We start from the raw sequence: 24402 nt of genomic DNA on the forward strand, positions 1-24402 counted from the left end.
CGCTGCACGTTACACGCTAGGTTGGTCGGCATGGCTTTTCCCACGAACGAGGTAATCGAGCGCATGGTTGAACCGGTTGCGCGCACCTACGGCATGGACATTGAGAAGATCCGCACGGTCAAGGCGGGCAAGAAGTCGCAGGTGGTCATCGCTCTGGATTCGGACGATCATCCGACACTCGATGACCTCGAGGAGGTGTCCAAGGAGCTCTCGACGCTTTTCGACGACGCCGAGGAACGTGGTGAGGTCAGCTTCGGCGCGGGCTACACCCTGGAGCTGACCACTCCGGGCGTGGACCTGCCGTTGACCGAGGCGCGGCACTTCCGCCGCAACCGCGGACGCAAGGTCAAGGTGGGCGGGGAGCAGTGGCGCGTAGGCCCGCTCGACGCGGAGGAGACTCAGGTGGCGCTGGTGCGTGCGACGAAAAAGGGGGAGGAGGTTCGCGTTTCGCCAGTTTCTGAATTGTCGGGCGCAGTGGTAGAAATTGAATTCAATGCCCCGCCGGCAGCCGAAACGGAGCTGGCGGATCGGGCGTTTGAAGAGCTTGAGGCCGCTGCGGCGGAAGGAAAGGAACACAAGTGAATATCGACTTGAACGCGCTGAAGGCGATCGAGGAACAGCAGGGGATCGCCATGGAGGATTTGCTGGCGACCATCGCGAATGCACTGCTGTTTTCCTACCGCGAGTTCAAGGAGGGGGATGCCGGGGCGAACGGGGATGACAAGTCCAAGGCGCGCGTCGACATCGACACTGAAACCGGCGACGTCGCCGTCATCGTCAGCGAGCTGGATGCCGAAGGGGAGGTCGTCTCCGAGCATGACGACACCCCGGTGAACTTCTCCCGCATCGGCTCCGTCGCTGTGCGCGACGCCATCAAGGGCCGCCTGCGCCAGGCGGAAGCCGGCCGTGTCTACGACGAGTACTCCGGTTTCGAGGGCCAGGTGGTCTCCGGCATCGTGCAGCGCGACGCGCAGGCGGAGGCCCGCGGTCTGAACATCGTCCAGCTGGGCACCGAGGCAGACCCGCAGGACGGCATCCTGCTGCCGGCGGAGAAGATTCCGGGCGAAAAGCTCAAGCACGGCGACCGCATCAAGGCCTACGTCGTGGGCGTGAACAAGGGCGACAAGCGCGTGCAGGTGAACCTGTCGCGCACCCACCCGGAGCTGGTGCGCGGCCTGTTCGCGCTCGAGGTGCCGGAGGTTGCGGACGGTTCCGTGGAGATCGTCGGCATCGCGCGAGAGGCAGGCCACCGCTCCAAGGTGGCGGTGCGGGCCTCCGTCAAGGGCGTCAACGCCAAGGGCGCCTGCATCGGCCCGCGCGGCGCGCGCGTCACCAACATCATGTCCGAGCTCGGCGGCGAGAAGATCGACATCATCGACTGGGACGAGGATCCCGCGAAGTATGTGGGCAACTCCCTCGCTCCGTCGAAGGTGGTCGCAGTGGAGGTGCTGGACCTGGAGGCCCAGTCGGCCCGCGTGACGGTGCCGGACTACCAGCTGTCGCTGGCCATCGGCAAGGAAGGCCAGAACGCCCGGCTCGCGGCTCGTCTGACGGGCTGGAAGATCGACATCCGCTCCGACGCTGACGCGGCCGAGTAAATAACACCGCTGTAACCAGGAAACCCGCTGGAAATATAGATCCAGCGGGTTTTGGCGTACAGTGTTATACGGCTTTTGTGTCCGCACGTTCAGGTGCGGCGACGATAAACGCGAGAAAGGAAGGGACGCGGATGGGTGTTGCCCGCAAGCAGCCGATCCGCACCCGAACCTGCATCGCCACCCGCACCGCGCAGCCGGATACCCAGCTGCTGCGGGTCGTCGCCGATCCGGACGTGCCAGGGCGTGTGCTCGCGGACCCGGGCAGGAAACTTCCTGGCCGGGGAGCGTGGATCACGCCCTCCATGGATGCGGTCGAGCTGGCGGAACAACGCCGTGCCTTCGGGCGGGCGCTCCGTCTGTCCACTGCGGTGGACCTAGGTCATGTACGTACGTACCTTGCGTCGTCGCAAAGCAACTGCGACGAAGTAAAAGACCCAGACGAAAAAGGAAAGACTGAACACTGATGAGTACGCAACCATGAAGCAGCATCAGCGATGAATGTCACTGACCACGTCTAGGGGCAGGTAGCCGGAAGGGCACTGCTCCTAGCAACAACGAAGAGGAGATACGTGTCCGGAAAGCTACGCGTTCACGAGTTGGCTAAACAGCTCGGCGTAACAAGTAAGGAACTGCTCGCCACGCTCAAGGAGCAGGGCGAGTTTGTGAAGACGGCGTCGTCGACCATCGAGCCGCCCGTCGTGAAGAAGATGAAGGCGCACTACGCCAAGCAGGCCGGCGGCGACGATGCTGCCGACGACAAGAAGGCCGAGGCTGCGCCGAAGAAGCCGCCGCTGAAGAAGCCGGGCCAGAATCGCGCGAAGGCTGCGGCGCCGAAGCCTGCCTCCCCGAAGCCGGCGGGCGAGAAGCCGGCCAAGCCGGCGGAGAGCAAGCCGGCTACGGCGAAGCCGGTTCCGGGCGCCCCGAAGCCGGGCGCAGCGAAGCCAGCGGGCGGCGAGCCGGCACCGAAGCCGGGCGCAGCAAAGCCCGGTGCGCCGAAGCCGGGCGCAGCAAAACCCGGTGCACCGAAGCCGGGCGCCGCCAAGCCTGGTGCACCGAAGCCGGGCGCAGCAAAGCCCGGTGCCGCGAAGCCCGGTGCCGCGAAGCCGGGCGCGCCGAAGCCGGCAGCGAAGGGCGGCGCTCCGACGCCGGGCGCGATGCCGCGTCCGGTGCCGAAGCCGGGCCGTCCGCGTGTGGCAAACAACCCGTTCTCTTCCAACACCGGCGGTGGCCAGCGTCCGCCGCGTCCGGGTGGCGGGCGTTCGGGTGGCGGCCGTCCCGGCCAGGGTGGTCCGCGTCCCGGCGGCGCTCGTCAGGGCGGCGGCTCCCGTCCGTCCCCGGCTGATATGCCGGCAGGTCCGTCCCCGACACAGATGCCGTCCAAGGCGGCCGCTCCAGGCGGTCGCGGCCGTGGTGGCGGCGGTGGCCGTGGCCGTGGTGGCGGACCGGGCGGTCCCCGCTTCGGCGGACCGGGCGGCGGCGGTTTCCGCGGTCGCGGCGGACGCCGCGGCGGCACCGCTGGTGCATTTGGCCGTCCCGGTGGCGCACCGGGCAAGCGCCGCAAGTCCAAGGGCCAGAAGAGGGCCGAGTACGAGGAGATGCACAAGCCGAACGTCATCGGTGGCGTTCGTCTGCCTGACGGCGGCGGCAAGACCGTCCGCCTGCGTCAGGGCGCGACCCTGTCGGACTTGGCGGAGAAGATCAACACCGACGCGTCCTCGCTCGTGCAGGCGCTGTTTAACCTCGGTGAGATGGTGACGGCAACGCAGTCTGTCTCCGAGGACACGCTGCAGCTGCTCGGCGCCGAGATCAACTACGAGGTGCAGATCGTTTCGCCGGAGGACGAGGACCGCGAGCTGCTCGAGTCCTTCGACCTGCAGTTCGGCGAGGACGAAGGCGGCGAAGAGGCGCTCGAGCAGCGCCCGCCAGTGGTCTCCGTCATGGGCCACGTCGACCACGGTAAGACCCGTCTTTTGGACTCGATCCGCAACGCCAATGTGGGCCGCGGCGAGGCCGGCGGTATTACCCAGGGCATCGGCGCGTACCAGACCGAGGTCACCCTCGAGGACCAGCCGCGCAAGATCACGTTCCTGGACACCCCGGGCCACGAGGCGTTCACCGCCATGCGTGCCCGCGGTGCGAAGTCCACCGACCTGGCCATCCTGGTCGTGGCGGCGGACGACGGCGTGATGCCGCAGACCGTCGAGGCGATCAACCACGCCAAGGCGGCGGACCTGCCGATCGTGGTTGCCGTGAACAAGGTGGATAAGCCGGAGGCGCAGCCGGACAAGATCCGCGGCCAGCTCACCGAGTACGGCCTCGTGCCGGAGGAGTACGGCGGCGACACCATGTTCATCGACATCTCCGCGAAGCAGGGCACCGGCATCGACGACCTGCTGGAGGCCGTCCTGCTCACCGCCGACGCGGCGCTGGAGCTGACAGCGAACCCGGACATGGACGCCCAGGGTGTGGCCATCGAGTCCCACCTGGACCGCGGACGCGGCCCGGTGTCCACCGTCATCGTGCAACGCGGCACGCTGCGCGTCGGCGACTCCATCGTCGTCGGCGGCAACTTCGGCCGCGTGCGCCGCATGGTCGACGAGTGGGGCAACGACGTCGAAGAGGCGGGCCCGTCCCGCCCGGTGCAGGTCCAGGGCCTCAACGGTGTCCCGGGCCCGGGCGACAACCTGCTCGTGGTGGACGACGACCGCGTGGCGCGCCAGATTGCGGCGCAGCGCGACGCCCGCCACCGTGCGGCGATCCAGGCGCGCAGCAAGAAGCGCGTCTCCCTGGAGAACCTGGATCAGGCGCTCAAGGAGACGAGCCAGCTCAACCTCATCCTCAAGGGCGACAACGCCGGTTCGGTGGAGGCCCTGGAAGAGGCGCTACTCAAGATCGAGATCGACGACGAGGTCGAGGTCAACATCATCGACCGCGGCGTCGGCGCCGTGACCCAGACCAACGTCTCCCTCGCGGCGGCATCGGACGCTGTCATCATCGGCTTCAACGTCCGCGCCGACGGCAAGGCCACCGAGGAAGCCAACGCCGAGGGCGTGGAGATCCGCTACTACTCGGTGATCTACCAGGCCATCGAGGACGTGGAGAACGCGCTCAAGGGCATGCTCAAGCCCATCTACGAGGAGCGCGATCTGGGCGAGGCGGAGATCCGCCAGATCTTCAAGGCCTCCTCCGTCGGCCTCATCGCCGGCTGCATGGTCACCGAGGGCAAGGTCAAGCGCGGCGCGAAGCTGCGCCTGGTCCGCGACGGCAACGTCATCACCCCGGACGCGACCATCGAGTCGCTGCGCCGCGAGAAGGACGACGCCAACGAGGTGGCCAAGGGCTACGAGTGCGGCATGGTGCTGTCCTACCCGGACATCCAGGTGGGCGACATCATCCAGACCTACGAGATGGTCGAGGTGCCGCGCGACTAGCACTGCCGCGTGACAACCGTCGCAAAGCAATTGCTTTACGACGCCAACCCCCGCTCCGCGCGAACCCGCGCAGGGCGGGGGTTACACTATTGAAAGTTTCGGACAAAGGAGTTGAGCATGGCTGACAACCCACGCGCGCAGCGCCTGGCAAAGCAGATTCAGACGATCGTCGCTTCCGCCATCGAGCGAGAGGTGAAAGATCCCCGCTTGGAGCTGGTCACCGTCACCGACACCCGCGTCACCGGCGACCTGCATGACGCGACCATCTACTACACGGTGCGCGGCCGCGACATCAACGACGAGCCCGATTACGACCAGGCGGCAGAGGCGCTGCACCGCGCCCGCGGTCAGATCCGCAAGATCGTGGGCGACCAGCTCAGCGTGCGTTTCACCCCGACGATCGCCTTTGAGCGCGACACCGTCCCGGAGTCTTCCGCGCACATGGAGGAGCTGCTGAACCGGGCCCGCGCCCGCGACGAGGAGCTGGCGAAGCTGCGCGCGAACGCGAAGCCGGCGGGTGAGAGCGACCCCTACAAGCGCACAGGTGACGATGTCTAAGCAGGCACCGGTATACATTCCGGAGGCGGCGGCGCAGTTTGAGGCCGCCGCCTCCCGTGTGCGCGCGGCCGAGAAGATCTCGGTGGTCGCGCATATCAAGCCGGACGCGGACGCGATCGGCTCCGCGTGCGCGCTGGCGTTCGGGCTGGAGAAGCTGGGCAAGGACGTGCAGGTCTACATCGGCCAGCCTCTGCCGCACTCGGCGAACATGCGCACCATCCCGGGCGTGGGCCGCATCCACTATGGGGCACCGCTGCCTGACGACGGGCTCGTGGTCACCGTGGACTGCGCCTCTGCCGACCGCACCGGCTCACTCATGCCGGCGATTTTGGAGGACCCCTCGCGGGTCATCGTGATCGACCACCACAACACCAACCCCGGCTTCGGCGGGATGAACCTGATTGTGGAGAGCGAATCCACCACCGTGATGGTCCGCGAGCTGCTGGGCTGCCTCGGCGTGGACTTGGACCCAGACATTGCCTACTGCCTGTACGCCGGCCTGGTCACGGACACGGGCAGCTTCCGCTGGGGCACGCCCCGCATGCACGTCTTCGCCGCGGAGCTGATGGAGTACGGGCTGAACACCCGCCAGATTGCCCTCGACCTGATGGACACGATGGGCCCTGTGGACTTGCAGCTGATGGGCGAGGTGCTGGCCAAGACCCAGATCGTGCCCACGAAGGGTCTGTCCGTGGCGGTGCTGACGATTCCAGTCGGCATCCACTCGCGCATGAGCCAGACGGCGGTGGAATCGATCATCGACTACTCCCGCTCGCTGGAAGGCACCGATGTCGGCGTTGTGCTCAAGGAGCAGACGCCGAAGTACTGGGCGATGTCGCTGCGCTCGGTGGTGGTGGATGTCTCCGCCGTCGCGCAACAGCTGGGCGGCGGCGGCCACTGGGCCGCGGCCGGCTACTCCGCCACCGGCACCCGCAACGAGGTCATACGCCAGCTTCTCGACGCGTTCCCGGAGCCCGATGACTAACTCGCAACCAGCAACACAACGTTCAATGGGCCGCGAGATCCTCATGCTCGCCCTCCCCGCGCTCGGCGTCCTGGCCGCCAACCCGCTGTACCTGCTTCTGGACACCGCGGTGGTGGGCCGGCTGGGCACCGCCGAGCTCGCCGCGCTCGCGGCGGGGGCGGCGATTCAGTCCACGGTGACCACCCAGCTGACGTTTTTGTCCTACGGCACCACGGCGCGCAGCTCGCGCTTCTTCGGCGCCGGCCGGCGAGACAAGGCTGTCGCAGAGGGGGTGCAGGCCACGTGGGTGGCCTTGGGCGTCGGCACGCTGCTGGCGCTCATTGTGGGGCTGTTCGCGCAGCCTCTCGCCCAAGCGCTCGCCAGCGATTACGACACGAGTCTGCGGGCGGCCCAGTGGATGCGCGTGGCTGTTTTTGCGGTGCCGATGACACTGATGATCATGGCCGGAAACGGCTGGATGCGCGGCGTGCAAAACACCAAGCTGCCGTTTTACCTCACCCTGTGCGGGCTGGTCCCCGGCGCGATTTTGCTGCCGATCCTGGTGGGGCGCTACGGGCTGATCGGCTCGGCGGTGTCCAACGTGATCGGCATGGGCATCACCGCAACGCTGTTCGTGGCGGTGCTGGTGCGTGAAAACGGCAGGTACGGCGGCAGCTGGGCGCCGCGCTGGGGCGTGATCAAACGCCAGCTCGTACTGGGCCGCGACCTGATTTTGCGCTCGCTGTCCTTCCAGGTCTCGCTCCTCGCGGCCGCGTCGGTGGCCGGCCGGATCGGGGTGGTGGCGCTGGCGGCGCACCAGCTCATGCTGCAGCTGTGGAATTTCCTCACGCTCGTGCTGGACTCGCTGGCGATTGCGGCGCAGACATTGACCGGTTCCGCGCTGGGCCGCGGGGGAGCGAAGGAGGCCCGCGCCGTGGGGGTGCAGGCGCTGAAGTACTCCATGATCTTCGCGGTGGCGCTGTCCGCCGTGTTCGCGGTGTTCGCTGTGCCGATTCAGAGCATCTTCACGTCGGACTCGGATGTCGTCGATACGCTGCGGGTTCCCTGGTTCCTGCTCATCGGGATGATCCTGGTGGGCGGGGCGGTCTTCGCCCTCGACGGCGTGCTGCTCGGCGCCGCCGACGCAGCGTTTCTGCGCAACCTCACGCTGTTCTCGCTATTGGGGGTGGCGCTGCCGATCATCCTGGCCTCCGGGGCGTTCGGCTGGGGGCTTACCGGCATCTGGGTCGGGCAACTGGGCCAGGTTGTGGCGCGGTTGATTGGCGTGGCGTGGAGATTCCGCTCAATGCGGTGGGCCGTGTCTGGCGTGGATGGTAAGAATGGGGAATGACCACCACGCTCTGGGCCGTCAGCGACCTGCACGCGGCGGTGAAGCGCAACGGCCCGAAAATCGATGCCATCCAGCCGGTCGACCCGTCGGACTGGCTCATTGTCGCGGGTGACGTAGCCGAGCGCCCGGAGCTGATCGTCCAGGTGATGGAAGATCTTGCCAACCGCTTCGACACGGTGGTGTGGGTGCCCGGCAACCACGAGCTGTTCTGCCGTTCCGCGGACAGGCACCGCGGGCGCGAGAAGTACACGATGCTGGTGCAGGCCATGCGTTCGATCGGCGTGATCACCCCGGAGGACCGCTACCCGGTCTTCGGCGGAGTGACCATCTGCCCGCTGTTCACCCTCTACGACTACTCGTTCCGCGCCCGCGACCTGACCGTGGAGGAGGCGCTCGCCGCGGCCCACGAGAACAACGTGGTGATGACCGACGAGGTCGCCATCGCCCCCTTTGTGGACATCCGCGCCTGGTGCTGGGACCGCCTGGCCTACACCACCAAACGGCTGTCCCGCATCAATGGCCCGACGATCCTGATCAACCACTGGCCCTTGGTGCAGGAACCGGTGCAGCGCATGCAGTGGTCCGACATCGCCCTGTGGTGCGGCACCCGGCACACGCGAACCTGGGCCCAGCGCTACAACGCGCAAGCGGTCGTGTACGGTCACCTGCACATGCCGGGGGTGACAACTGTCGACGGAATCGAGCACATCGAAGCGTCTCTCGGCTATCCGCGCGAATGGGAGCGTCACCCGTCCGCGCAGCCGTTCCCGTACCCGGTCATGGAGGTTGAGCAGTGATGCAAGACGTTGCGCTGTTCCCTGCCGAGGCACGCTGCGTGTTCTACCTGACCGACGACGCATCCGACGCCGTGGACCTGACCCGCTACGAGCACCTGCACCCCGACGAGCGCAACGAGGTCAGCGCCGCCGTGGACCTGCGCAAAGGCGAGTTCGGCGACGCCCGCTGGTGCGCCCACCAGGCCCTGCGCGAGCTCGGCGTCGAATCGGCCGGGGCGATCCTGCGGGGGGAGCGGGGCATGCCGCTGTGGCCGGAGGGTTTCACCGGCTCGCTCACGCATACTGACGGGCTGCGCGCCGCCGTGGCCGCCTCCACCCGGCACGTGCACTCAATGGGCTTGGACGCGGAACCCGCCGAGCCGCTCCCGGACGGTGTGCTGCGTTCCATCGCCAGTTCCACCGAAATCGCGATGGTGCAGCGGCTGCAGGCCGACGGCTACCCGTGGGCGGACCGCCTCCTGTTTTGCGCGAAGGAAGCCACCTACAAGTGCTGGTACCCGATGACCCGGCGCTGGCTGGACTTTGACGAAGCCGAAATCGAGCTGCGCACCGACGGGTCCTTCACCTCCCAGCTGTTGGCCCGCCCCGCACCCGTGCCGCTGTTTGAGGGCCGCTGGGTCGAGCGCTGCGGCTACGTGGTCACGGCCACCTACGTGCGGTAGCGCGGGCGCGGCGACGGCGACCGCAGCCCAACCAACACCGTCTACAACGTCGACGGGCGCGCCACGAACACCGTGGCCAGCCGCTTGCCTTTCTCCTTCACCAGCGCTACCGCGCGCCCGTCCGGGCCCACCGCCGCGTGGACGCCTTCCAGCCCGCGCGGCTCCAGCCATTTGCCCATGGCCAGGGCGTCGTATTCCTCGGCAGTCACGTCGAGCACCGGCCACGCCCGCGTCAAGGCCTCGTCCAGGCTCAGGGACAGCTCGGCGGAGTCCTCGAGCTGTTCGAGGGTGCGTGCGTCGGTGAGGGAGAAGGAGCCGACGCGTGAGCGTCGTAAGGCAATCAAATGCCCCCCGACACCGAGGGCGGCGCCGAGGTCGCGCCCGAGCGAGCGGATGTAGGTGCCGGAGGAACAGTGCACGCGCGCGTCGACGTCCACGAACTCGCTGGCGCGGCGGATCTCGCCCAACTCAAACGCGTGGATGGTCACCTCGCGGGCGGGGATGTCCACCTCCTCGCCGGCGCGCACCAGCTCGTGCGCGCGCCGCCCGCCGATCTTGATCGCGGAGACCTTCGACGGCACCTGCATGATCGTGCCGGTCAGCTTCGCCACCTCGGCGCGGATCGCCTCGTCGGTCACACCTGAGGCATCATGCTTGTCGACGATCTCGCCCTCGGCATCATCCGTTGTCGTCGACGCGCCCAGTCGGATGGTGGTTTCGTACACCTTGTTCTCGGCCACCAGGTGGGCCAGCAGCTTCGTGCCGCGCTCGATGCCCGCCACCAGCACGCCGGTTGCCATGGGGTCGAGCGTGCCCGCGTGGCCGACCTTGCGAGTGCCGAAGAGGCGGCGCAGGCGTGCGACAACGTCGTGGCTGGTCATGCCGGCGGGCTTGTCCACGACGACGATTCCGGAGGTTGCGAGGGGATCGTTCATGCTTCCGAAGTATGCCGTACGCTAAGTCCCCGTGGATATTCTGCGCGGGCTTTCGAGCGTGCCGGATTCCTTCGCGGAAACCGGCACGGTGGTCACTATTGGTGTGTTCGACGGGGTGCACCGGGGCCACCAGCTGCTCATTTCCAAAGCGGTGGGGACCGCTCGCGAGCTCGGCGTGCCGTGCGTTGTGATGACCTTCGACCCGCACCCCGTGACCATTTTCGCCCCGGAACACGCGCCGCGGGCGCTGATGCCTCTCGACGAGCGCGCACGCCATATCGCCGAGCTTGGCGTGGATGCGCTGTTGGTCATTGACTTCCGCGAAGAACTCGCTGGCCTGACGCCCGCGGAGTACATGGACGACGTGCTGGTTTCCGCCCTGGGTGCGAAGCACGTGCTGGTGGGGGAGAACTTCACCTTCGGCCGCGACGCCGCCGGCACCGCGACCGACATGGCGCAGCTGGGGGAGCAGGCGGGCGTGGACGTGACCATCGTCAAGCTGCTGGGCGAGGGCGAGGTGCGGATTTGCTCCACCGCCATCCGCGACCACCTCTCCGGCGGCGACGTCGCCTTGGCCACCGACTTTATGGGCCGGCCGTTTTCCGTCATCGCGCCGATTGAGCGCGGTGCGGGCCGCGGCGGCAAGGAGCTGGGCTACCCGACGGCGAACCAGTACGCCTCCGACACCTCGGCGGTGCCCGCGGACGGCGTGTATGCGGGGTGGCTGACCATCATCGACGACGGCGAGATCGAAGGCGACATGCAACCCGGCGTGCGCTACCCGGCGGCCATTTCCGTGGGCACCAACCCCACGTTCGGCGACGCGCGGCGCAGCGTGGAGTCCTTCGTGCTGGACCGCGACGCGGACCTGTACGGCCGGATGGCGCGTGTGGAGTTCGTGGGCAAAGTGCGCGACATGGTGAAGTTCAACTCGGTGGACGAGTTGCTGGATAACATGGCCCGTGACGTGGAAACGACCCGCGAGATCTTAGGAGTGGCGTAAATGGCCCGAAAGCTCATTCTGGACGTGGACACCGGCATCGACGACGCGTTGGCTATCGCGTACGCGCTTGCCTCGCCGGAGTTGGACCTCATCGGGGTGACGTGCACGTACGGCAATGTCGAAGTTGATCAGGCGGTGCGAAACTCGCTGGCCATCCTGGAACTGTTCGGTAGGACGGACGTTCCGGTGTTCGCCGGGCCGCAGCGCGACGGCTTCGAGGTCATGGAGATTTCCCAGTTCATCCACGGAGTCAACGGCATCGGGGAGGCGAAGCTTTACGACGCCTCACGTGCCGCCGAGCAGCAATCCGCCGTCGATTTCATGGTGCAGTCTGTGCACCGGTACGGCGACGACCTGGTTATCGTCCCCGTCGGGCCGCTCACGACGGTGGCTGCCGCGGCTGAGGCCGACGAAACCTTCGCCTCGCGCGCGCACATTGTGTGCATGGGCGGCGCGCTGACAGTGCCGGGCAACGTCACCCCGTGCGCGGAGGCGAACATCAACCAGGACCCGGAGGCGGCCGACTTTGTGTTCCGCCAGGGCGAGGACATCACCATGATCGGCCTGGATGTCACCCTGCAAACGTTGCTGACCACGGTGGAGACCAAGCAGTGGGGAGATCTGGGCACTGCCGGGGGAGACTTCCTCGCCACGGCTACTAACTACTACATCAAGGCCTACGAGACCACGGCACCGCACCTCGGCGGATGCGGTCTCCACGACCCGCTGGCTGTCGCGGTGGCCGCGGATCCTTCCCTGGTGGACACGCTGGCGATCAATTTGAAGGTGGACACGGATGGCGAGACGCGCGGGCGCACCATCGGCGACGAGACGTGCCTGAACGACCCGGTGAAGTCTGCCCGCGTGGCCGTGGGGGTGGACGTGGATCGCTTCTTGGAGGAGTTCATGCGCAGGTTGACCGGTTTGGCCCGCGAGACCCCGGTCGTGTAACCTCTCCCAAGGTCTTGCGCCAATCGACTGTGGTTCGCGGCAGTTGCGGCGCAGTGAAGACTTTTTCCGTAGAACGCGAACTGAAACAACCAAGGAGTACCTCATGGCGCTGTCCACTGAGAAGAAGGCTGAGATCCTCAAGGCTTACGGCCTGCACGAGACCGACACCGGTTCCCCGGAGGCCCAGGTTGCGCTGCTGACCGAGCGCATCAACAACCTGACCGAGCACCTCAAGGACCACCAGCACGACCACCACTCCCGTCGTGGCCTGCTGCTGCTCGTCGGCCGTCGTCGCGGTCTGCTGAAGTACCTGCGCGAGAACAACGTCGAGCGCTACCGTGACCTGATTGGTCGTCTGGGTCTGCGCCGCTAAGCGTCGTTAAGCCGCCGCAAAGCTTCGGCTCAAAAAAGAACGCCTCACCTGCGTGGTGGGGCGTTTTTTGTTATCATCATTGGCCGTTGCATGAGAAACACGACAAGGCGGCACCGATGATCGCCACGAACCTTCAAGGAGAGGGATCCTTTTGAGCAACTTCAAGCCAAAGAATGCTTTCGACGTCCACGTGGACGAGGAATTTGGCATCACCGAGGCAGTAGCCACCCTGGACAACGGCGACTTCGGTTCGCGCACCATCCGCTTTGAGACGGGCCAGCTGGCGCGCCAGGCGGACGGCTCCGTGACCACCTACCTCGACGACGAGACGATGATGCTGGCCACCACGACCGCATCCAACCAGCCGCGCGAGGGCTTCGACTTCTTCCCGCTGACCGTAGACGTGGAAGAGCGCATGTACGCAGCCGGCAAGATCCCGGGCTCCTTCTTCCGCCGTGAGGGTCGCCCCTCCACGCAGGCGATCCTGGCGTGCCGCCTGATCGACCGCCCGCTGCGCCCGACCTTTGTCAAGGGCCTGCGCAACGAGGTGCAGGTGGTCATCACCGTGCTTTCGCAGCACCCGGAGGAGTACTACGACGTCGTGGCCATCAACGGCGCGTCCGCAGCGACCCAGCTGTCTGGCCTGCCGGTTTCCGGTCCGGTCGGCGGCGTGCGCATGGCGCTGCTGGCGGACGACAAGCACCCGGAGGGCCAGTGGGTGGCCTTCCCGAACCACGAGCAGCACGAGCGTTGCCTGTTCGAGATGGTTGTGGCTGGCCGCATGGTCGAGCGCAAGCGCGGCCGCAAAACCGAGGAAGACGTCGCCATCATGATGGTGGAGGCTGGCGCCGGCGTGAACGTGGTTAAGCAGATCGAGGCCGGCTACCCGGCGCCTACCGAAGCCACCGTCGCCGAGGGCATCGAGGCCGCCAAGCCATTCATTGAGACGCTGTGCCGCGCCCAGCGCGGCCTTGCCGACGAGATGGCCAAGGAGACCAAGGAGTTCCAGCTCTTCCCGGCGTACTCCGACAAGGCCTTCAACGCCGTGGAGAAGAAGGCGTCCAAGAAGCTGGGCAAGCTGCTCACCATCAAGGGCAAGGCTGAGCGCGACGAGGCCACCAACGAGTACATGGAAGACATCGAGGCAAGCCTTCTCGACGACTTCGACATCGACGACGATGACCGCGAGGAGTACGCGGCGGCGTCGAAGGAGATCCGCGCGGCCTACAACGCGCTGATGAAGCAGATCGTGCGCGAGAAAATCCTCACCGAGGGCTTCCGCATCGACGGCCGCGGCGTGACCGACATCCGCGACCTTGAGGTCGAGGTCCAGCTCATCCCGCGCGCCCACGGCTCCGCACTGTTCGAGCGCGGCGAGACTCAGATTCTCGGCGTGACCACCCTGGACATGCTGAAGATGGAGCAGCACCTGGATTCTTTGCACCCGGAGGATTCCAAGCGCTACATCCACCACTACAACTTCCCGCCGTACTCCACCGGCGAGACCGGCCGCGTCGGTTCCCCGAAGCGCCGCGAGATTGGCCACGGTGCCCTCGCCGAGCGCGCGCTTTTGCCGGTGATCCCGTCGCGCGAGGACTTCCCGTACACCATCCGCCAGGTTTCCGAGGCGCTGGGTTCCAACGGCTCGACTTCCATGGGTTCGGTGTGCGCCTCCACGCTGTCGCTGTACAACGCGGGCGTGCCGCTGGCCGCCCCGGTGGCTGGCATCGCCATGGGCCTGGTCTCCGGCGAGGTCAACGGCGAGACCGAGTACGTCGCGCTGACCGACATCCTGGGCGCGGAGGACGCGTTCGGCGACATGGACTTCAAGGTCGCCGGCACCCGCGAGTTCATCACTGCGCTGCAGCTGGACACCAAGCTCGACGGCATCCCGTCGAAGGTGCTGGCTGACGCGCTGAACCAGGCGCACGACGCCCGCGACGCCATCCTGGACACCATGGCCGAGGTCATCGAGGGCCCGGACGAGATGAGCGGGCTCGCCCCGAAGATCACCACCGTGAAGGTTCCAGTGGCCAAGATCGGCGAGGTCATCGGCCCGAAGGGCAAGACCATCAACCAGATCACCGAGGACACCGGCGCGGAGATCTCCATCGAGGACGACGGCACGGTGTTCGTCTCCGCCGCTTCCGGCGAGGCAGCGGACGCCGCGATTGAGAAGATCAACGCGATTGCCAATCCGCAGATGCCGAAGGTGGGCGAGCGCTACCTGGGCACCGTGGTCAAGACCGTGGCGTTCGGTGCGTTCGTGTCCATCATGCCGGGCACCGACGGCCTGATTCACATCTCCAACCTGGGCGGTAACACCCGCGTGGAAAACGTCGAGGACGTCATCAACGTCGGCGACAAGGTCGAGGTGGAGATCCGCGACATCGACAACCGCGGCAAGATCTCGTTGGTTCCGGTCGAGGACGGCGAGTAAACCGGCAGGTAATCGTCGAAAAGCGGGCGCTCTCGTGGTGAGGGCGCCCGCTTTCTTGCTTCTCGACGTTTCACGTCACGGCAAGAACCGCAACTTCTTGCCCAGATCCAGCGCAGTGGTCATGAGCTCGCCGTAGTACTTGCGCGGCATCTGCTTCGGGCCACGCATGGACATAATCCGCTGCTGTGAGATGTTTTTGACCTCGGTGTACTTGGTCAGGCCCTCGGGGCCGTGGCGGCGGGCCACGCCCGACTCCTTCACGCCGCCGAGCGGGGTGGACACGGATGCCCAGGTGGCCGCGTAGCCGTCGTTGATGGTCACGCCGCCGGCCTGCACCTGCTCGGCGATCTCCCAGGCTGTGTCGGGAGCGCCGAACACGGAGGCGTTGAGGCCGTAGCTGGTGTTGTTGGCTAGGCGGATCGCCTCGTCGGTGTCCGCCACCCGCTGGACGTAGACGACCGGGCCGAAGACCTCCTGGGTGAGCAGGTCGGCGCCTTCGGGCACGTCTGTGAGCACCGTCGGCTCGAAGAAGAACGGCCCAAGGTCCGGTCGGGGTGTGCCGCCGGTGACGACGGTCGCGCCCTTGGCCACGGCGTCATCGACGAACCGTTGCACGGTGTCCAACTGGTTCTGGTTGATCAGCGAGCCCATCTGGTAGTTCCAGTTCAAGCCCGAACCCAGTTTGATGCGTTTGGTGGCCTCGCGGAACGCGCCGATGAAGCGGTCGAAGACCTCGTCGGGCACGTAGATGCGCTCGATGGAGACGCACAGTTGGCCGGAGTTGGAGAAGCAGGCGGTGGCGATGGTGTCGATGTGGGCCTCGATGTCCGCATCCGGCGCGATGATCATCGGGTTCTTGCCGCCGAGCTCGGCGGAGTAGCCAACGAGGCGTTCGCCGACAACCTTGCCCAAAAGCTTGCCGGTGGCGGTGGAGCCGGTGAACATGAGGTAGTCGCACTGCTGGGCGATCGCCTGGCCCACCTCGCGGCCGGTGCCTGTGACAATCTGGAACACGTCGTGAGGAAGGCCGGCGTTGAGTAGGAGGTTCAGCGAGATGATGTTGGAAAACGGGGTGTTCAGGTCCGGCTTGGCAATCACGGCATTGCCCGCGACGAGCGCCGCGAGCGCATCTGAGATGCCGAGCGCGAGCGGGTAATTCCACGGGCTGATCTGCCCGACGATACCCTTCGGCACCCGCTGCTCGACGGTTTTTGTGATGAGGGGAAATGCGCCCGCTCGCGCCTTCATCTCCAGCTCATCGGCGGCGATGTTGGCGTAGTAGCGGGCGTTGTTCATCACGTCCAGCACTTCGTCGTACGCCGCGGTGCGGTCCTTGCCGGTTTCAAGCTGGACGATGTCCGCGAGAAGCTCACGGTTTTCTTTGACTAGGTCGTGGAAGCGTTCCAGCAAAGCGGCGCGGTACTTCACCGGCTTTGCGGCCCACAACGGCTGCGCGCGGCGAGCAAGCTTGAATGCCTCGTCCACGTCGGCGGCGGTGCCGACACCGACCCAGCCAAGCTCCCCGTCGAAGAACGGGGAGGTGACCGACTTACGCTCGCCTGTGTACAGGGAGCCGGTCGTCGCGTTGGTGGTGAACTTCTGCAGCCGGTCGAGGAAGTCCGCGGGGAGCGGTTGTTCTTTCAGGCGGGTGATAGCCATGAGGTCTCCGTAACAATGGTTGAACGAGAAGAACACCCCAGCACCGGAGGCACCTGCGAAGTGGAGGGACAGGGCCTGGGGTCCTGGGGCGGATGAGAACGGTTAGAAGGGGCAACCGGCGGCGCGGCGACCGTCTGCGTCGCCGTCCTGAGCGCCGGTCTTGGGTTCGTCCTTGGGCGCGGTGTCCGCGTCGTTGTCGCCCTGGCCGTGGTACGCGTCGGCAAGCTTCGGTTCCTTGTACTTGCCTTCGATCATCCCTGCCTTGATCATCATGGAGCGACCCGGCTCCATGTAGCGCTTGTCTTCCGGCAGGATGGTGAACAGCTTCTTCACCGCCTTGGCGATGCGGTCGAACCGGCGCTGGTCTTTCTTGGTCCATGGCAGGTCCAGGATCTCGCGCTGTCTATCGCTCAGCGTGCCGTAGGTCAGCCAGATGACGCTGTTCATGAGTGGCTTCCAAATGACCTTCCACACAGCCTCAGGCACGCCGTCCGGAGCCTTGACCGGCTCCACGCGGGCGGTGCGCAAGGCGAAGTCGACCGTTTCGTTGCGCTCGAGGACCTTTTCCTCCATCTCCTCGAAGTACTTGATGTAGCCGTCGAGAGTGTCGATCACCGGGCGCTCGGACATGCCGTACATGTCCCACCACGTCACGCCCTCCTGGATGATCTGCTCCTTCTCCGCGCGGGTGAAGGGGGTGCCGAAGAGCTCCTGCGCCCAAATGACGCGCCAGACGAAGGTGGCGTGCGCCCACCAGTACACGTCCGGGTTCAGCGAGTGGTAACGCTCGCCGTTGCGGAGCTTGCCCTTGATGGTGTGGTGGTAATCGCGGATCATCTTGGCGCGGGTTCCGTCATCGTAGATGGAGTAAATGATCTGCGGGGTGGAGCGCTCAAGGCGCGCAAAGGGCTCTTCGAAGAACTTGGAGTGATCCAGCAGCGACTGGCCGATTGCCGGGTGCATGTTCTGCAACACGCCGGTGTAGCCGCGCAGGAGCTGCAGACGCTGGTCCGAGCCCCACTTCCAAAGCAAGGAATCCGGGCCGAGCGGCGCTCGCTTCAGTTCCCGCTTTGCGCGCTCCGGCTTTTCCAGATTGTCCGGCTGCGCGAAGCGGGTGTCCTCTGCGGATTCGTTCGTGCGGGCGTCTGCTCCATCAGGTGCAAGTGCGTGAGACATCAGCGATCTTCCTTTTCTCTGTGGGCTGCTAGGGACAAGTTCGCGTGTGTTTGTGAAGTGTAATACACACAAATAGTCACTGCGAAGTGGGTCACGGGTAACGGTCAAAAAATGGGTGGCGCGGATGTGTTAAACCCCTTACAGGCGATGTGTTACGGTGTTCCAGATCATAAATGCTTACCGTGATGGCAGCCGTCGGCAGACCGGCGGTTTGGCGTCCGGCCACGGACGGAAGGAAACGCCATGGGAAGGATCAACAAGGCGAAAGCTGGTGCAGCTCTTCTCGCTGGGCTCATCGGCTTTGGCGCCACCGGCGTTGCTGTTGCGCAGGGCGGACTGACTGCGAACCTCGCATTGTCGGGAACTTTTTTCAAAATCAGTATGACCCACCTTGATGGGGAAGGGCTGAGCATTTTTACCGACGGGGAACAGATGGCCAACGAGTCGCTCCCCGTCGCGCGCCTGAAGTTTGAGCACGCGTACGCCTCTAACCTCTGTCTTTCCGCGGCTCTTCCCGACGTTCCGGTGGTGGGCGAGAGCACGTTCACGCTGAAGGCGCTCGGCGACAACAGCGTCGAGGTCCGCGACCTCGTCGTCGGCGCGACCGACATCAAGGGCGCACTCGACCTCACGGATGCCTCGGTAGGCGCCGATGCGAATCAGTTCAACTCCATGGCGCCGCAGGGCACATGGGGTCTGCATGCAAATAAGGTCACGCTGAGTGCGGACGACATTCGCGCCACCTCCGTCGGTGCGAAGAAGCTCATCGCCTCCGGCGTGGTGGTCGACGTAGCGCGGGGAATGGCCGATGGCTGCACGAGCTAACACCGAACCGGAGGACGACGACTTCTTCTTCGACGACGGCGACTCCGAAGACGCGCAGCAAAGCGCTGCCGACGAGGAGAAGAAGGGGCGGGGAGCGAAGCGCCGCGACGGTGGACACCGTGCCGAGCAAACTCCCGCACGAGAACGGTTCAAAGCATGGCGGAAACAGCGGCCGTTTCTTCCGGGCCTGCTGGTAATTCTCTCCGGCGTAGTGATGCTCGCACCGGCCTACTTCACTATCCGCGTGTCCGACTTGCTGGTGATGATTGCAACCATCTCGGGCGTATCCACGTTGCTCATCGGTGCCGCGCTGATCATGTTCGGCATTGGGATGTGGCTGCAGCCGTTTGCTGCGCCCTATCTGGGTGTGATGAGCATTTTGGTGGCCATTGTCGCGCTGCCAACGTCGAATATAGGCGGGTTCCTCGTCGGCTCTCTGCTTGGCATTGTGGGCGGAGCCCTCGGTCTCGCCTGGGAGGACCGGGATCCGAAACCGGGTGGCAAGCACACTCGAAGCAAAAAGCGGGAGCAGGCGCCACCGGCTGCAGACGAAGGAGAGTCCTCCCGCCGCGGAGGATCCACCAAGATCGATCTGTCTTTACTGCGCAACGCCAAATCCGTCGCCATCGTGCTTGCGGGCGCGGGCCTGCTTGTGGTGAATCTTGGAGAAGAGCCTGCGGTCAACGCCCAAGAGCCGGCGCCGCAGCAGCCGCAGATCCCGGCGCTGCCACAGTTGCCGCCCGCGCCTACACTGCCTCAGCTGCCAAGCGTGCCCAATCCGTTGGATATTCAGGTGCCGCCGGCACCGCAGCTGCCCTCGGCGCAGGCACCCCAACCCGAGGAGTCGCGGGATCTACTGACGTACCCGGAACTCGAGCCGACGCGCACGATCGCGCCGCAGAACCTCAGCACCGTGACCGCAGACAATGTGGCGATCACCGGCAACGTGCGAGCCACGATGGGCATGGTCACAATCGGCGACGTGCCGACGCGGACGCTGATCCTGACAGGGGACAAGCTCACCGCGCGCAACCTCTCGCTGGAAGTGCCAGGTTTCGCAGCCCGCGGAATCCTCACCACCGGCCAAGTTGAGACACAGGTCTCCGACGGGCCCGTGACCGTCGTTGCCACCGGGCTGACCGCAACCCCTGTCGTAGCAGGAGTGCCCACGGTCCCGGTGACAGTAGACCTCCGCGGCTCCCTCGGCGACGTACTCGCTCAGTTGGGTGTGCCGGATGCCCGCCCGGTGCCGAACGTCCCTGTGCCGAATTTTGTGATGGACCGAATCGCCCTCGGCAACGTGTCCATGCAGATGGTCAGCCTCGACGGGCTGCACCTGCATGCGCCCGCGGTGCAGCTGAAGGTTCCGAAGTAGACAGAGAAAAGAAAAACACGGGGCCGTCGGTGCGTACCGACGGCCCCGTGCTTCGCGCCTTTTATCTGGTCTCCGCCTCGGCGCGCTCGAAGGCGCGGGAGGCGATCGCCACCATGCGCGCCTTGCGCGGCAGCACCGAGAACACGGCGCGCGTGGCACGGGAGAAGACGTTGAGCTTGCGCTGGTCGGACTTGGTCCACTCAAGGCCGAGGGAGTTGCGGACCTTCTCCGGCAGCAAACCGATGGAGACCCACAGCAGAAGCTTTGACGCGTACGGCGCGATCGGCTTCCACGCCCAGCGCGGCACCGACGGGTCCGGCGGATCCAGCGTCAGGCCGTTCATGATGCGGGAGCGGTCGATGGTCTCGCTCGGGCCCAGCTTGTCGTACATGGCATCCATGTAGTCGACGTATTCGTCGTAGGACTTCGGGGCGTTCTCCGGCTCGGCCACGCCGTAGTAGCTGTACCAGGTGCGCGACTCCTGGAAGAGCTGCTCGCGCTCGGCATGCGTCATGTCGGGCATGAAGTTGCCGGCCAGGAGATAGGGCATGGCGGTAAAGGTCGCGTGCGCCCAGTAGTAGACCTCCGGGTTCAGCGAGTGGTAGCGCGAGCCGTCCGGGTGAGTGCCCTTGATGTCCTTATGGAAGTCGCGGATCATCGCGCCGACCTCCGGGCCCTCGTACACCGTGCGGATAATCGGGAACGCGGAGCGGACCAGGCGGGCGACCTCGTTGTCGAAAACGTTGGACTGCTGCACAAGCGAACGGCTGATGTCGCGCTGCGCGATCTGCAGCACGCCGGCGCTCAGGGCCACGAACAGGGAGCGCCAGTCGCCGAAGCGCTGCCACAAAATAGAATCCGGGCCGAGCTCGGGCAGGCCGCTGGCGTCTACTGCGGCACCGTGGGAGTCGAACTCGGCTGGGGTCGTGCTGGCGGAGGGTTTCAAGGTGGTCATCGTGTCTCCTAAAAAGCTATCGTTCGCCGCTGCCTAGCTTGCAGCTTCGCTTCGGGCGCGGCGGGATGCGGCCTGGTAGTTCTCGGCGCGGGTAAATGCGTGGACGTCCGGATCGAATTCGACAAGGGCTGCCTTCAGCCCGCGGACGGTGCCGGGTTGCACGCGCCACTTGTCCGGCTTGACGGTCAGGGCGCCGGGGCCGCGGATCTCCAGCTGGCGCACGTACCTGCGCGCGTAGTCGCCGCGCGCCTCAAAGACGGCCCAGGACTTCTGGTCGAATTTCGGGTCCGGGGTGTGGTAGTCCACGAACAGCGCGTTGGGCAGGCCGACGACGTCCACGCCGTTGTGGAGGTACAGCTCGTCCGCGCTGATGTTTGCCCGGCCCGGGATACCGATCCACGGGGAGGGCTCGCCGGTCGCGCGGATCAGCACGTCGAAAAGCTCAGTGCGCGTCTCGCCGCCGCGGGTGTAACTGACTTCCCACTGTCCTTCCTCGGCGTTCCATTCGGCGCCCGTGACCTCGGCACCACCTCTGAAGGTCGCGCCGCTCGCATCGACGGCGGCCTCGAGGTGCGCGATGAGCGAGCGCGGGGTGCCGTCCGTCGTTGTGAGCTTCAAGTACGGGGTGCGGAAGTGTTGCCGCCTGGACACGGTGGGTGCGTCCGGGGCGGTCAGGTGGCCGCCGATGTACTCCTGGCGGTCGAACAGTGTGGTGTCGAAGCCGGAAAACGCGCACTCCGCCGCGGCGGTGCAACCAGAGATTCCGGCGCCGACAACCGCCACCGTGGGGCGGCGATAGGGGTCAAACATCACAAAACCTTTCACACAGATTCTCCGGCGCCACTTTTAGGCGTCAGTGTGCTCCCGTTCACTTTAGACGATGTTTAGGCGCGGGATCGCATAAAAGGCTGGGAATGTTTAACTACGGAATGTCTCCTGATCGCCGCCCCTGCCAGGCTCATCCACTGGCCGCTCGCCGTGACCGAACAGTTCATTCCGCCTCTTGTAGGCGTACAGCCCGGCTAGGGGTGAAAACCCCATGAGGAAACCCCACCGGCGCTTGGAGTCTTCCTCCATGTCGCTTTCGTAGATCTCCTTTGAGGTATTGCCCAAGGCAACGATGCCGCCGATGGCGAGCAGTGCCACGAACCCGAGTCCGAGCCAGGAAATCAGACTCATTGTTGCCTCCTACTTCTGAAAGTCCACGACCACGCGGGTCGGGTTCTCCAACAGGTACAGGTTGTACGGGCGCTGGGCATCAAGGCCGACGATGTACTGGGCATCCGCCTCGAAGATTCCGCCGTCGGCGATCTCCTGGATGCCCCCGGCCGCCACGCCGGCGGGGTCAGCCTTGGCCAAGTCGGCCTCGCTCAAGCCCATCGACCACGGCACGCCCTGGATGATCAGCTCGAAGTACGCGTTGCCAGCCGGCACGAGCGGCTGCCCGGAGGCCTGCTGGCGCGGGTCTGCGGTGTAGCCGGCCAACACGTTCGGCGTGCCGGAGCCGGACAGCTCCACCACGACGCGGTCGACGCCCTCGTGAGAGCCCGCCCGGACGTCTTCGATCTGCAGCTCCCGGTTGCCCGGGTGCTGCAGGTGGGTGTCCTCCAGGGTGAACGGGGAGGCGGACGGGCCGCCCGCCGGGGCCGCCGCCGCGGAGACGTCCCTCGTGTCGGCCTCCTCCGGTTGTTCCGCGGACGTGGAAGTAGATGCCGGCGTTGCAGCACTTTCGGCGGCGCTCGTCGCCATAGCCGACTCTGAGGTTGGCTCAGACGACGAACCGGTGTCACCCGTTTCAGAGCCGCAGCCCGCAACGGTCAAAGCGGTCACTGCGAGCGCTGCGAAGACGGCTCGGCTGCGGCGGGGGCGGAAGCTGCGGCTGTGGAGAGTCATAAGCCCCACCCTAGCGGGGCTACCATGGCCGGCGGAGACAAATAGAAAGGACACCCATGATCAAAGTTGGAGTGCTCGGAGCGGCCGGCAGGGTCGGCTCCGCCGTTGTTGCCGGTGTGGAAAAGGCGGATGACCTGCAGCTCGCCGCAGAGGTAAACAGCGGCGACTCGCTGCAGGTGCTGGTGGAAGAAGGCGTGGACGTCATCGTCGACTTCACCACCCCGAACGCGGTGATGGACAACCTGGAGTTCTGCATCAATAACGGCATCCACTGCGTAGTGGGCACCACCGGCTTCGACGACGAGCGCTACCAGAAGGTGCGCGACTGGTGCGCGGCGAACGAGGGGGTGGGCGTGCTCATCGCCCCGAACTTCGCCATCTCCGCCGTGCTCACCATGGCGTTCGCCCGCCAGGCCGCGCCGTTCTTCGAGTCCGCGGAAGTGGTGGAGTTCCACCACCCGAACAAGCTGGACGCGCCTTCCGGCACGGCGGTCAAGACCGCGCAGGGGATCGCGGATGCGCGCAAGGAAGCCGGCCTGGCCGACATGCCGGATGCCACCGAGCAGGCGCTCGACGGCTCGCGCGGCGCGAACGTCGACGGCGTGCCGGTGCACGCGGTGCGCATGCAGGGCATGGTCGCGCACGAGGAGGTCATTTTCGGCACCACCGAGCAGTCCCTGACCATCCGCCAGGATTCCTACGGCCGCGAATCCTTCGTTCCCGGTGTGCTCACCGGCGTGCGCGAGGTGGCGAACCGCCCGGGCCTGACCATCGGACTCGACGCCTACCTCGGTCTGTAAATGCAGGTAGAACTTGTCGCGGCAACCGCAATGCGGATCCCGGTTGCAGAAGGTGTCACCCAAGGTGAGGGGGCGGTGGCATTCGCCATGCTTAGCGACGTCCCGTCGGCCTCCCTCCTGCGCCGCAACGCCGACGATCTCGCCGATTCGCGCGCGGGCATGCTGGAACACGCCAGCGCCACCCTGCATGTGCGGGGTGTCTCGCGCGACGCGGCCGCCGCGATCCGGGGCCACGGGCTAGCCGTGAGCGAGCGCGCGACCGACGGGGCAGTGGTGCCGGCGGCCATCGCCGCCGACGAGGAACTCACGCGGTTGTTTGACGCTGCCGTGGAAGAGGCGGAGTTCGTTCGGGGCGAGCTGTTGCGCGCCCTGGATGATGCGATGGCTGACGAGCCGAATGCGCTTGTGCGCCGCAAGCGGGCGCGCGAAGCCGCCGATGCCCTCGTGCCCGCCGCGGCCGAAACTGAACTGGTCGCCACCGGCACCTACCGGGCGTGGCGCGAATTCATCGCAGCGCATAACGGCAGGTTCGAGCACGAAGAAATCCGTCAGCTTGCCGGTGCGGTCCTCGAGGTCATGCAGCGCGAGGCGCCGCTGCTTTTCGGCGATTTGGCCGAAGGGGAACGTCGATAAGCAATTGCTCGTAAGGGGCAGGT

24 protein-coding genes are annotated in these 24402 nt (G+C 66.0%); 17 read left to right on the plus strand and 7 right to left on the minus strand.

What is annotated here, in order from left to right:
• Positions 1-30: 30 nt before the first annotated feature.
• The 9 genes from rimP (at position 31) to O5O53_RS07375 (ending at position 9361) form a co-directional block, all read left to right on the plus strand.
• Entirely contained in the window at positions 31-582 is a 552-nt protein-coding gene (rimP, locus tag O5O53_RS07335) for a ribosome maturation factor RimP (protein WP_269510459.1), read from the plus strand.
• A complete protein-coding gene (nusA, locus tag O5O53_RS07340; RefSeq protein WP_269510461.1) occupies positions 579-1598 on the plus strand; it encodes a transcription termination factor NusA in 1020 nt (339 codons plus the stop codon). The genes rimP and nusA overlap by 4 nt, the downstream gene beginning before the upstream one ends.
• 131 nt (positions 1599-1729) lie before the next feature.
• Positions 1730-2062: a YlxR family protein gene (locus tag O5O53_RS07345; RefSeq protein ID WP_269510463.1), complete on the plus strand. Its 333-nt coding sequence runs from the start codon at positions 1730-1732 to the stop codon at positions 2060-2062.
• A 105-nt stretch (positions 2063-2167) separates the two neighbouring features.
• Positions 2168-5029, plus strand: coding sequence for a translation initiation factor IF-2 (gene infB / locus O5O53_RS07350; protein ID WP_269510465.1), 2862 nt, complete (start codon positions 2168-2170; stop codon positions 5027-5029).
• A gap of 117 nt (positions 5030-5146) precedes the next feature.
• Positions 5147-5587 carry a 30S ribosome-binding factor RbfA gene (gene rbfA / locus O5O53_RS07355; protein WP_269510467.1) on the plus strand — a complete coding sequence of 147 codons (441 nt, stop codon included), beginning with the start codon at positions 5147-5149 and terminating at the stop codon, positions 5585-5587.
• A complete protein-coding gene (locus tag O5O53_RS07360; RefSeq protein ID WP_269510469.1) occupies positions 5580-6572 on the plus strand; it encodes a DHH family phosphoesterase in 993 nt (330 codons plus the stop codon). The genes rbfA and O5O53_RS07360 overlap by 8 nt, the downstream gene beginning before the upstream one ends.
• Before the next feature lie 25 nt (positions 6573-6597).
• Positions 6598-7902: an MATE family efflux transporter gene (locus O5O53_RS07365; protein ID WP_269510471.1), complete on the plus strand. Its 1305-nt coding sequence runs from the start codon at positions 6598-6600 to the stop codon at positions 7900-7902.
• A complete protein-coding gene (locus O5O53_RS07370; RefSeq protein WP_269510475.1) occupies positions 7899-8699 on the plus strand; it encodes a metallophosphoesterase family protein in 801 nt (266 codons plus the stop codon). The genes O5O53_RS07365 and O5O53_RS07370 overlap by 4 nt, the downstream gene beginning before the upstream one ends.
• Positions 8699-9361 carry a 4'-phosphopantetheinyl transferase family protein gene (locus O5O53_RS07375; protein WP_239356942.1) on the plus strand — a complete coding sequence of 221 codons (663 nt, stop codon included), beginning with the start codon at positions 8699-8701 and terminating at the stop codon, positions 9359-9361. The genes O5O53_RS07370 and O5O53_RS07375 overlap by 1 nt, the downstream gene beginning before the upstream one ends.
• A 41-nt stretch (positions 9362-9402) precedes the next feature.
• On the opposite strand, the gene truB is transcribed toward O5O53_RS07375, so the two are convergent.
• A complete protein-coding gene (truB, locus tag O5O53_RS07380; protein WP_269510477.1) occupies positions 9403-10296 on the minus strand; it encodes a tRNA pseudouridine(55) synthase TruB in 894 nt (297 codons plus the stop codon).
• 31 nt (positions 10297-10327) lie between these two features.
• On the opposite strand from truB, the gene O5O53_RS07385 reads away from it, so the two are divergent.
• From O5O53_RS07385 to O5O53_RS07400, 4 genes are all read left to right on the plus strand, one after another.
• Positions 10328-11299 carry a bifunctional riboflavin kinase/FAD synthetase gene (locus tag O5O53_RS07385; RefSeq protein ID WP_269510478.1) on the plus strand — a complete coding sequence of 324 codons (972 nt, stop codon included), beginning with the start codon at positions 10328-10330 and terminating at the stop codon, positions 11297-11299.
• Complete coding sequence (locus O5O53_RS07390; RefSeq protein WP_239356882.1) at positions 11300-12250, plus strand: nucleoside hydrolase; 951 nt, start codon at positions 11300-11302, stop codon at positions 12248-12250.
• Between the two features lie 103 nt (positions 12251-12353).
• Positions 12354-12623: a 30S ribosomal protein S15 gene (rpsO, locus tag O5O53_RS07395; protein ID WP_070474158.1), complete on the plus strand. Its 270-nt coding sequence runs from the start codon at positions 12354-12356 to the stop codon at positions 12621-12623.
• 151 nt (positions 12624-12774) lie between these two features.
• Entirely contained in the window at positions 12775-15063 is a 2289-nt protein-coding gene (locus O5O53_RS07400) for a polyribonucleotide nucleotidyltransferase (protein WP_269510483.1), read from the plus strand.
• Between the two features lie 75 nt (positions 15064-15138).
• Here O5O53_RS07400 and O5O53_RS07405 read toward each other — a convergent pair whose 3' ends face one another.
• Together O5O53_RS07405 and O5O53_RS07410 are read right to left on the minus strand one after the other, a co-directional pair.
• Entirely contained in the window at positions 15139-16722 is a 1584-nt protein-coding gene (locus tag O5O53_RS07405; RefSeq protein ID WP_269510486.1) for a succinic semialdehyde dehydrogenase, read from the minus strand.
• Positions 16723-16824: 102 nt separating this feature from the next.
• Positions 16825-17898 (minus strand): oxygenase MpaB family protein, encoded by a 1074-nt coding sequence (locus O5O53_RS07410; protein ID WP_181888618.1) that lies wholly within the window; start codon positions 17896-17898, stop codon positions 16825-16827.
• A gap of 243 nt (positions 17899-18141) precedes the next feature.
• Between O5O53_RS07410 and O5O53_RS07415 the strand changes: the two genes are divergently transcribed.
• Together O5O53_RS07415 and O5O53_RS07420 are read left to right on the plus strand one after the other, a co-directional pair.
• A complete protein-coding gene (locus O5O53_RS07415; RefSeq protein WP_181888617.1) occupies positions 18142-18723 on the plus strand; it encodes a DUF6230 family protein in 582 nt (193 codons plus the stop codon).
• Positions 18707-20098: a DUF6114 domain-containing protein gene (locus tag O5O53_RS07420; RefSeq protein WP_269510490.1), complete on the plus strand. Its 1392-nt coding sequence runs from the start codon at positions 18707-18709 to the stop codon at positions 20096-20098. The genes O5O53_RS07415 and O5O53_RS07420 overlap by 17 nt, the downstream gene beginning before the upstream one ends.
• 61 nt (positions 20099-20159) lie before the next feature.
• On the opposite strand, the gene O5O53_RS07425 is transcribed toward O5O53_RS07420, so the two are convergent.
• From O5O53_RS07425 to O5O53_RS07440, 4 genes are all read right to left on the minus strand, one after another.
• Positions 20160-21053, minus strand: a complete 894-nt coding sequence (locus O5O53_RS07425) for an oxygenase MpaB family protein (protein WP_239306771.1) — start codon at positions 21051-21053, stop codon at positions 20160-20162.
• A 33-nt stretch (positions 21054-21086) separates the two neighbouring features.
• Positions 21087-21863 (minus strand): NAD(P)-binding protein, encoded by a 777-nt coding sequence (locus O5O53_RS07430; RefSeq protein WP_269510494.1) that lies wholly within the window; start codon positions 21861-21863, stop codon positions 21087-21089.
• A gap of 108 nt (positions 21864-21971) precedes the next feature.
• Positions 21972-22232, minus strand: a complete 261-nt coding sequence (locus tag O5O53_RS07435; protein ID WP_181888613.1) for a hypothetical protein — start codon at positions 22230-22232, stop codon at positions 21972-21974.
• A 9-nt stretch (positions 22233-22241) separates the two neighbouring features.
• Complete coding sequence (locus tag O5O53_RS07440) at positions 22242-22946, minus strand: AMIN-like domain-containing (lipo)protein (RefSeq protein ID WP_269510497.1); 705 nt, start codon at positions 22944-22946, stop codon at positions 22242-22244.
• A 56-nt stretch (positions 22947-23002) separates the two neighbouring features.
• On the opposite strand from O5O53_RS07440, the gene dapB reads away from it, so the two are divergent.
• Both dapB and O5O53_RS07450 read left to right on the plus strand, forming a co-directional pair.
• The gene (gene dapB / locus O5O53_RS07445; protein ID WP_269510498.1) at positions 23003-23746 is read left to right on the plus strand and encodes a 4-hydroxy-tetrahydrodipicolinate reductase; all 744 of its coding nucleotides are present in this window, start codon (positions 23003-23005) and stop codon (positions 23744-23746) included.
• Complete coding sequence (locus O5O53_RS07450) at positions 23747-24379, plus strand: FAD-dependent thymidylate synthase (RefSeq protein ID WP_269510500.1); 633 nt, start codon at positions 23747-23749, stop codon at positions 24377-24379.
• Positions 24380-24402 lie beyond the last annotated feature (23 nt).

This window comes from Corynebacterium faecium (assembly GCF_027257105.1).
Taxonomy (GTDB): Bacteria; Actinomycetota; Actinomycetes; order Mycobacteriales; family Mycobacteriaceae; genus Corynebacterium; species Corynebacterium lehmanniae.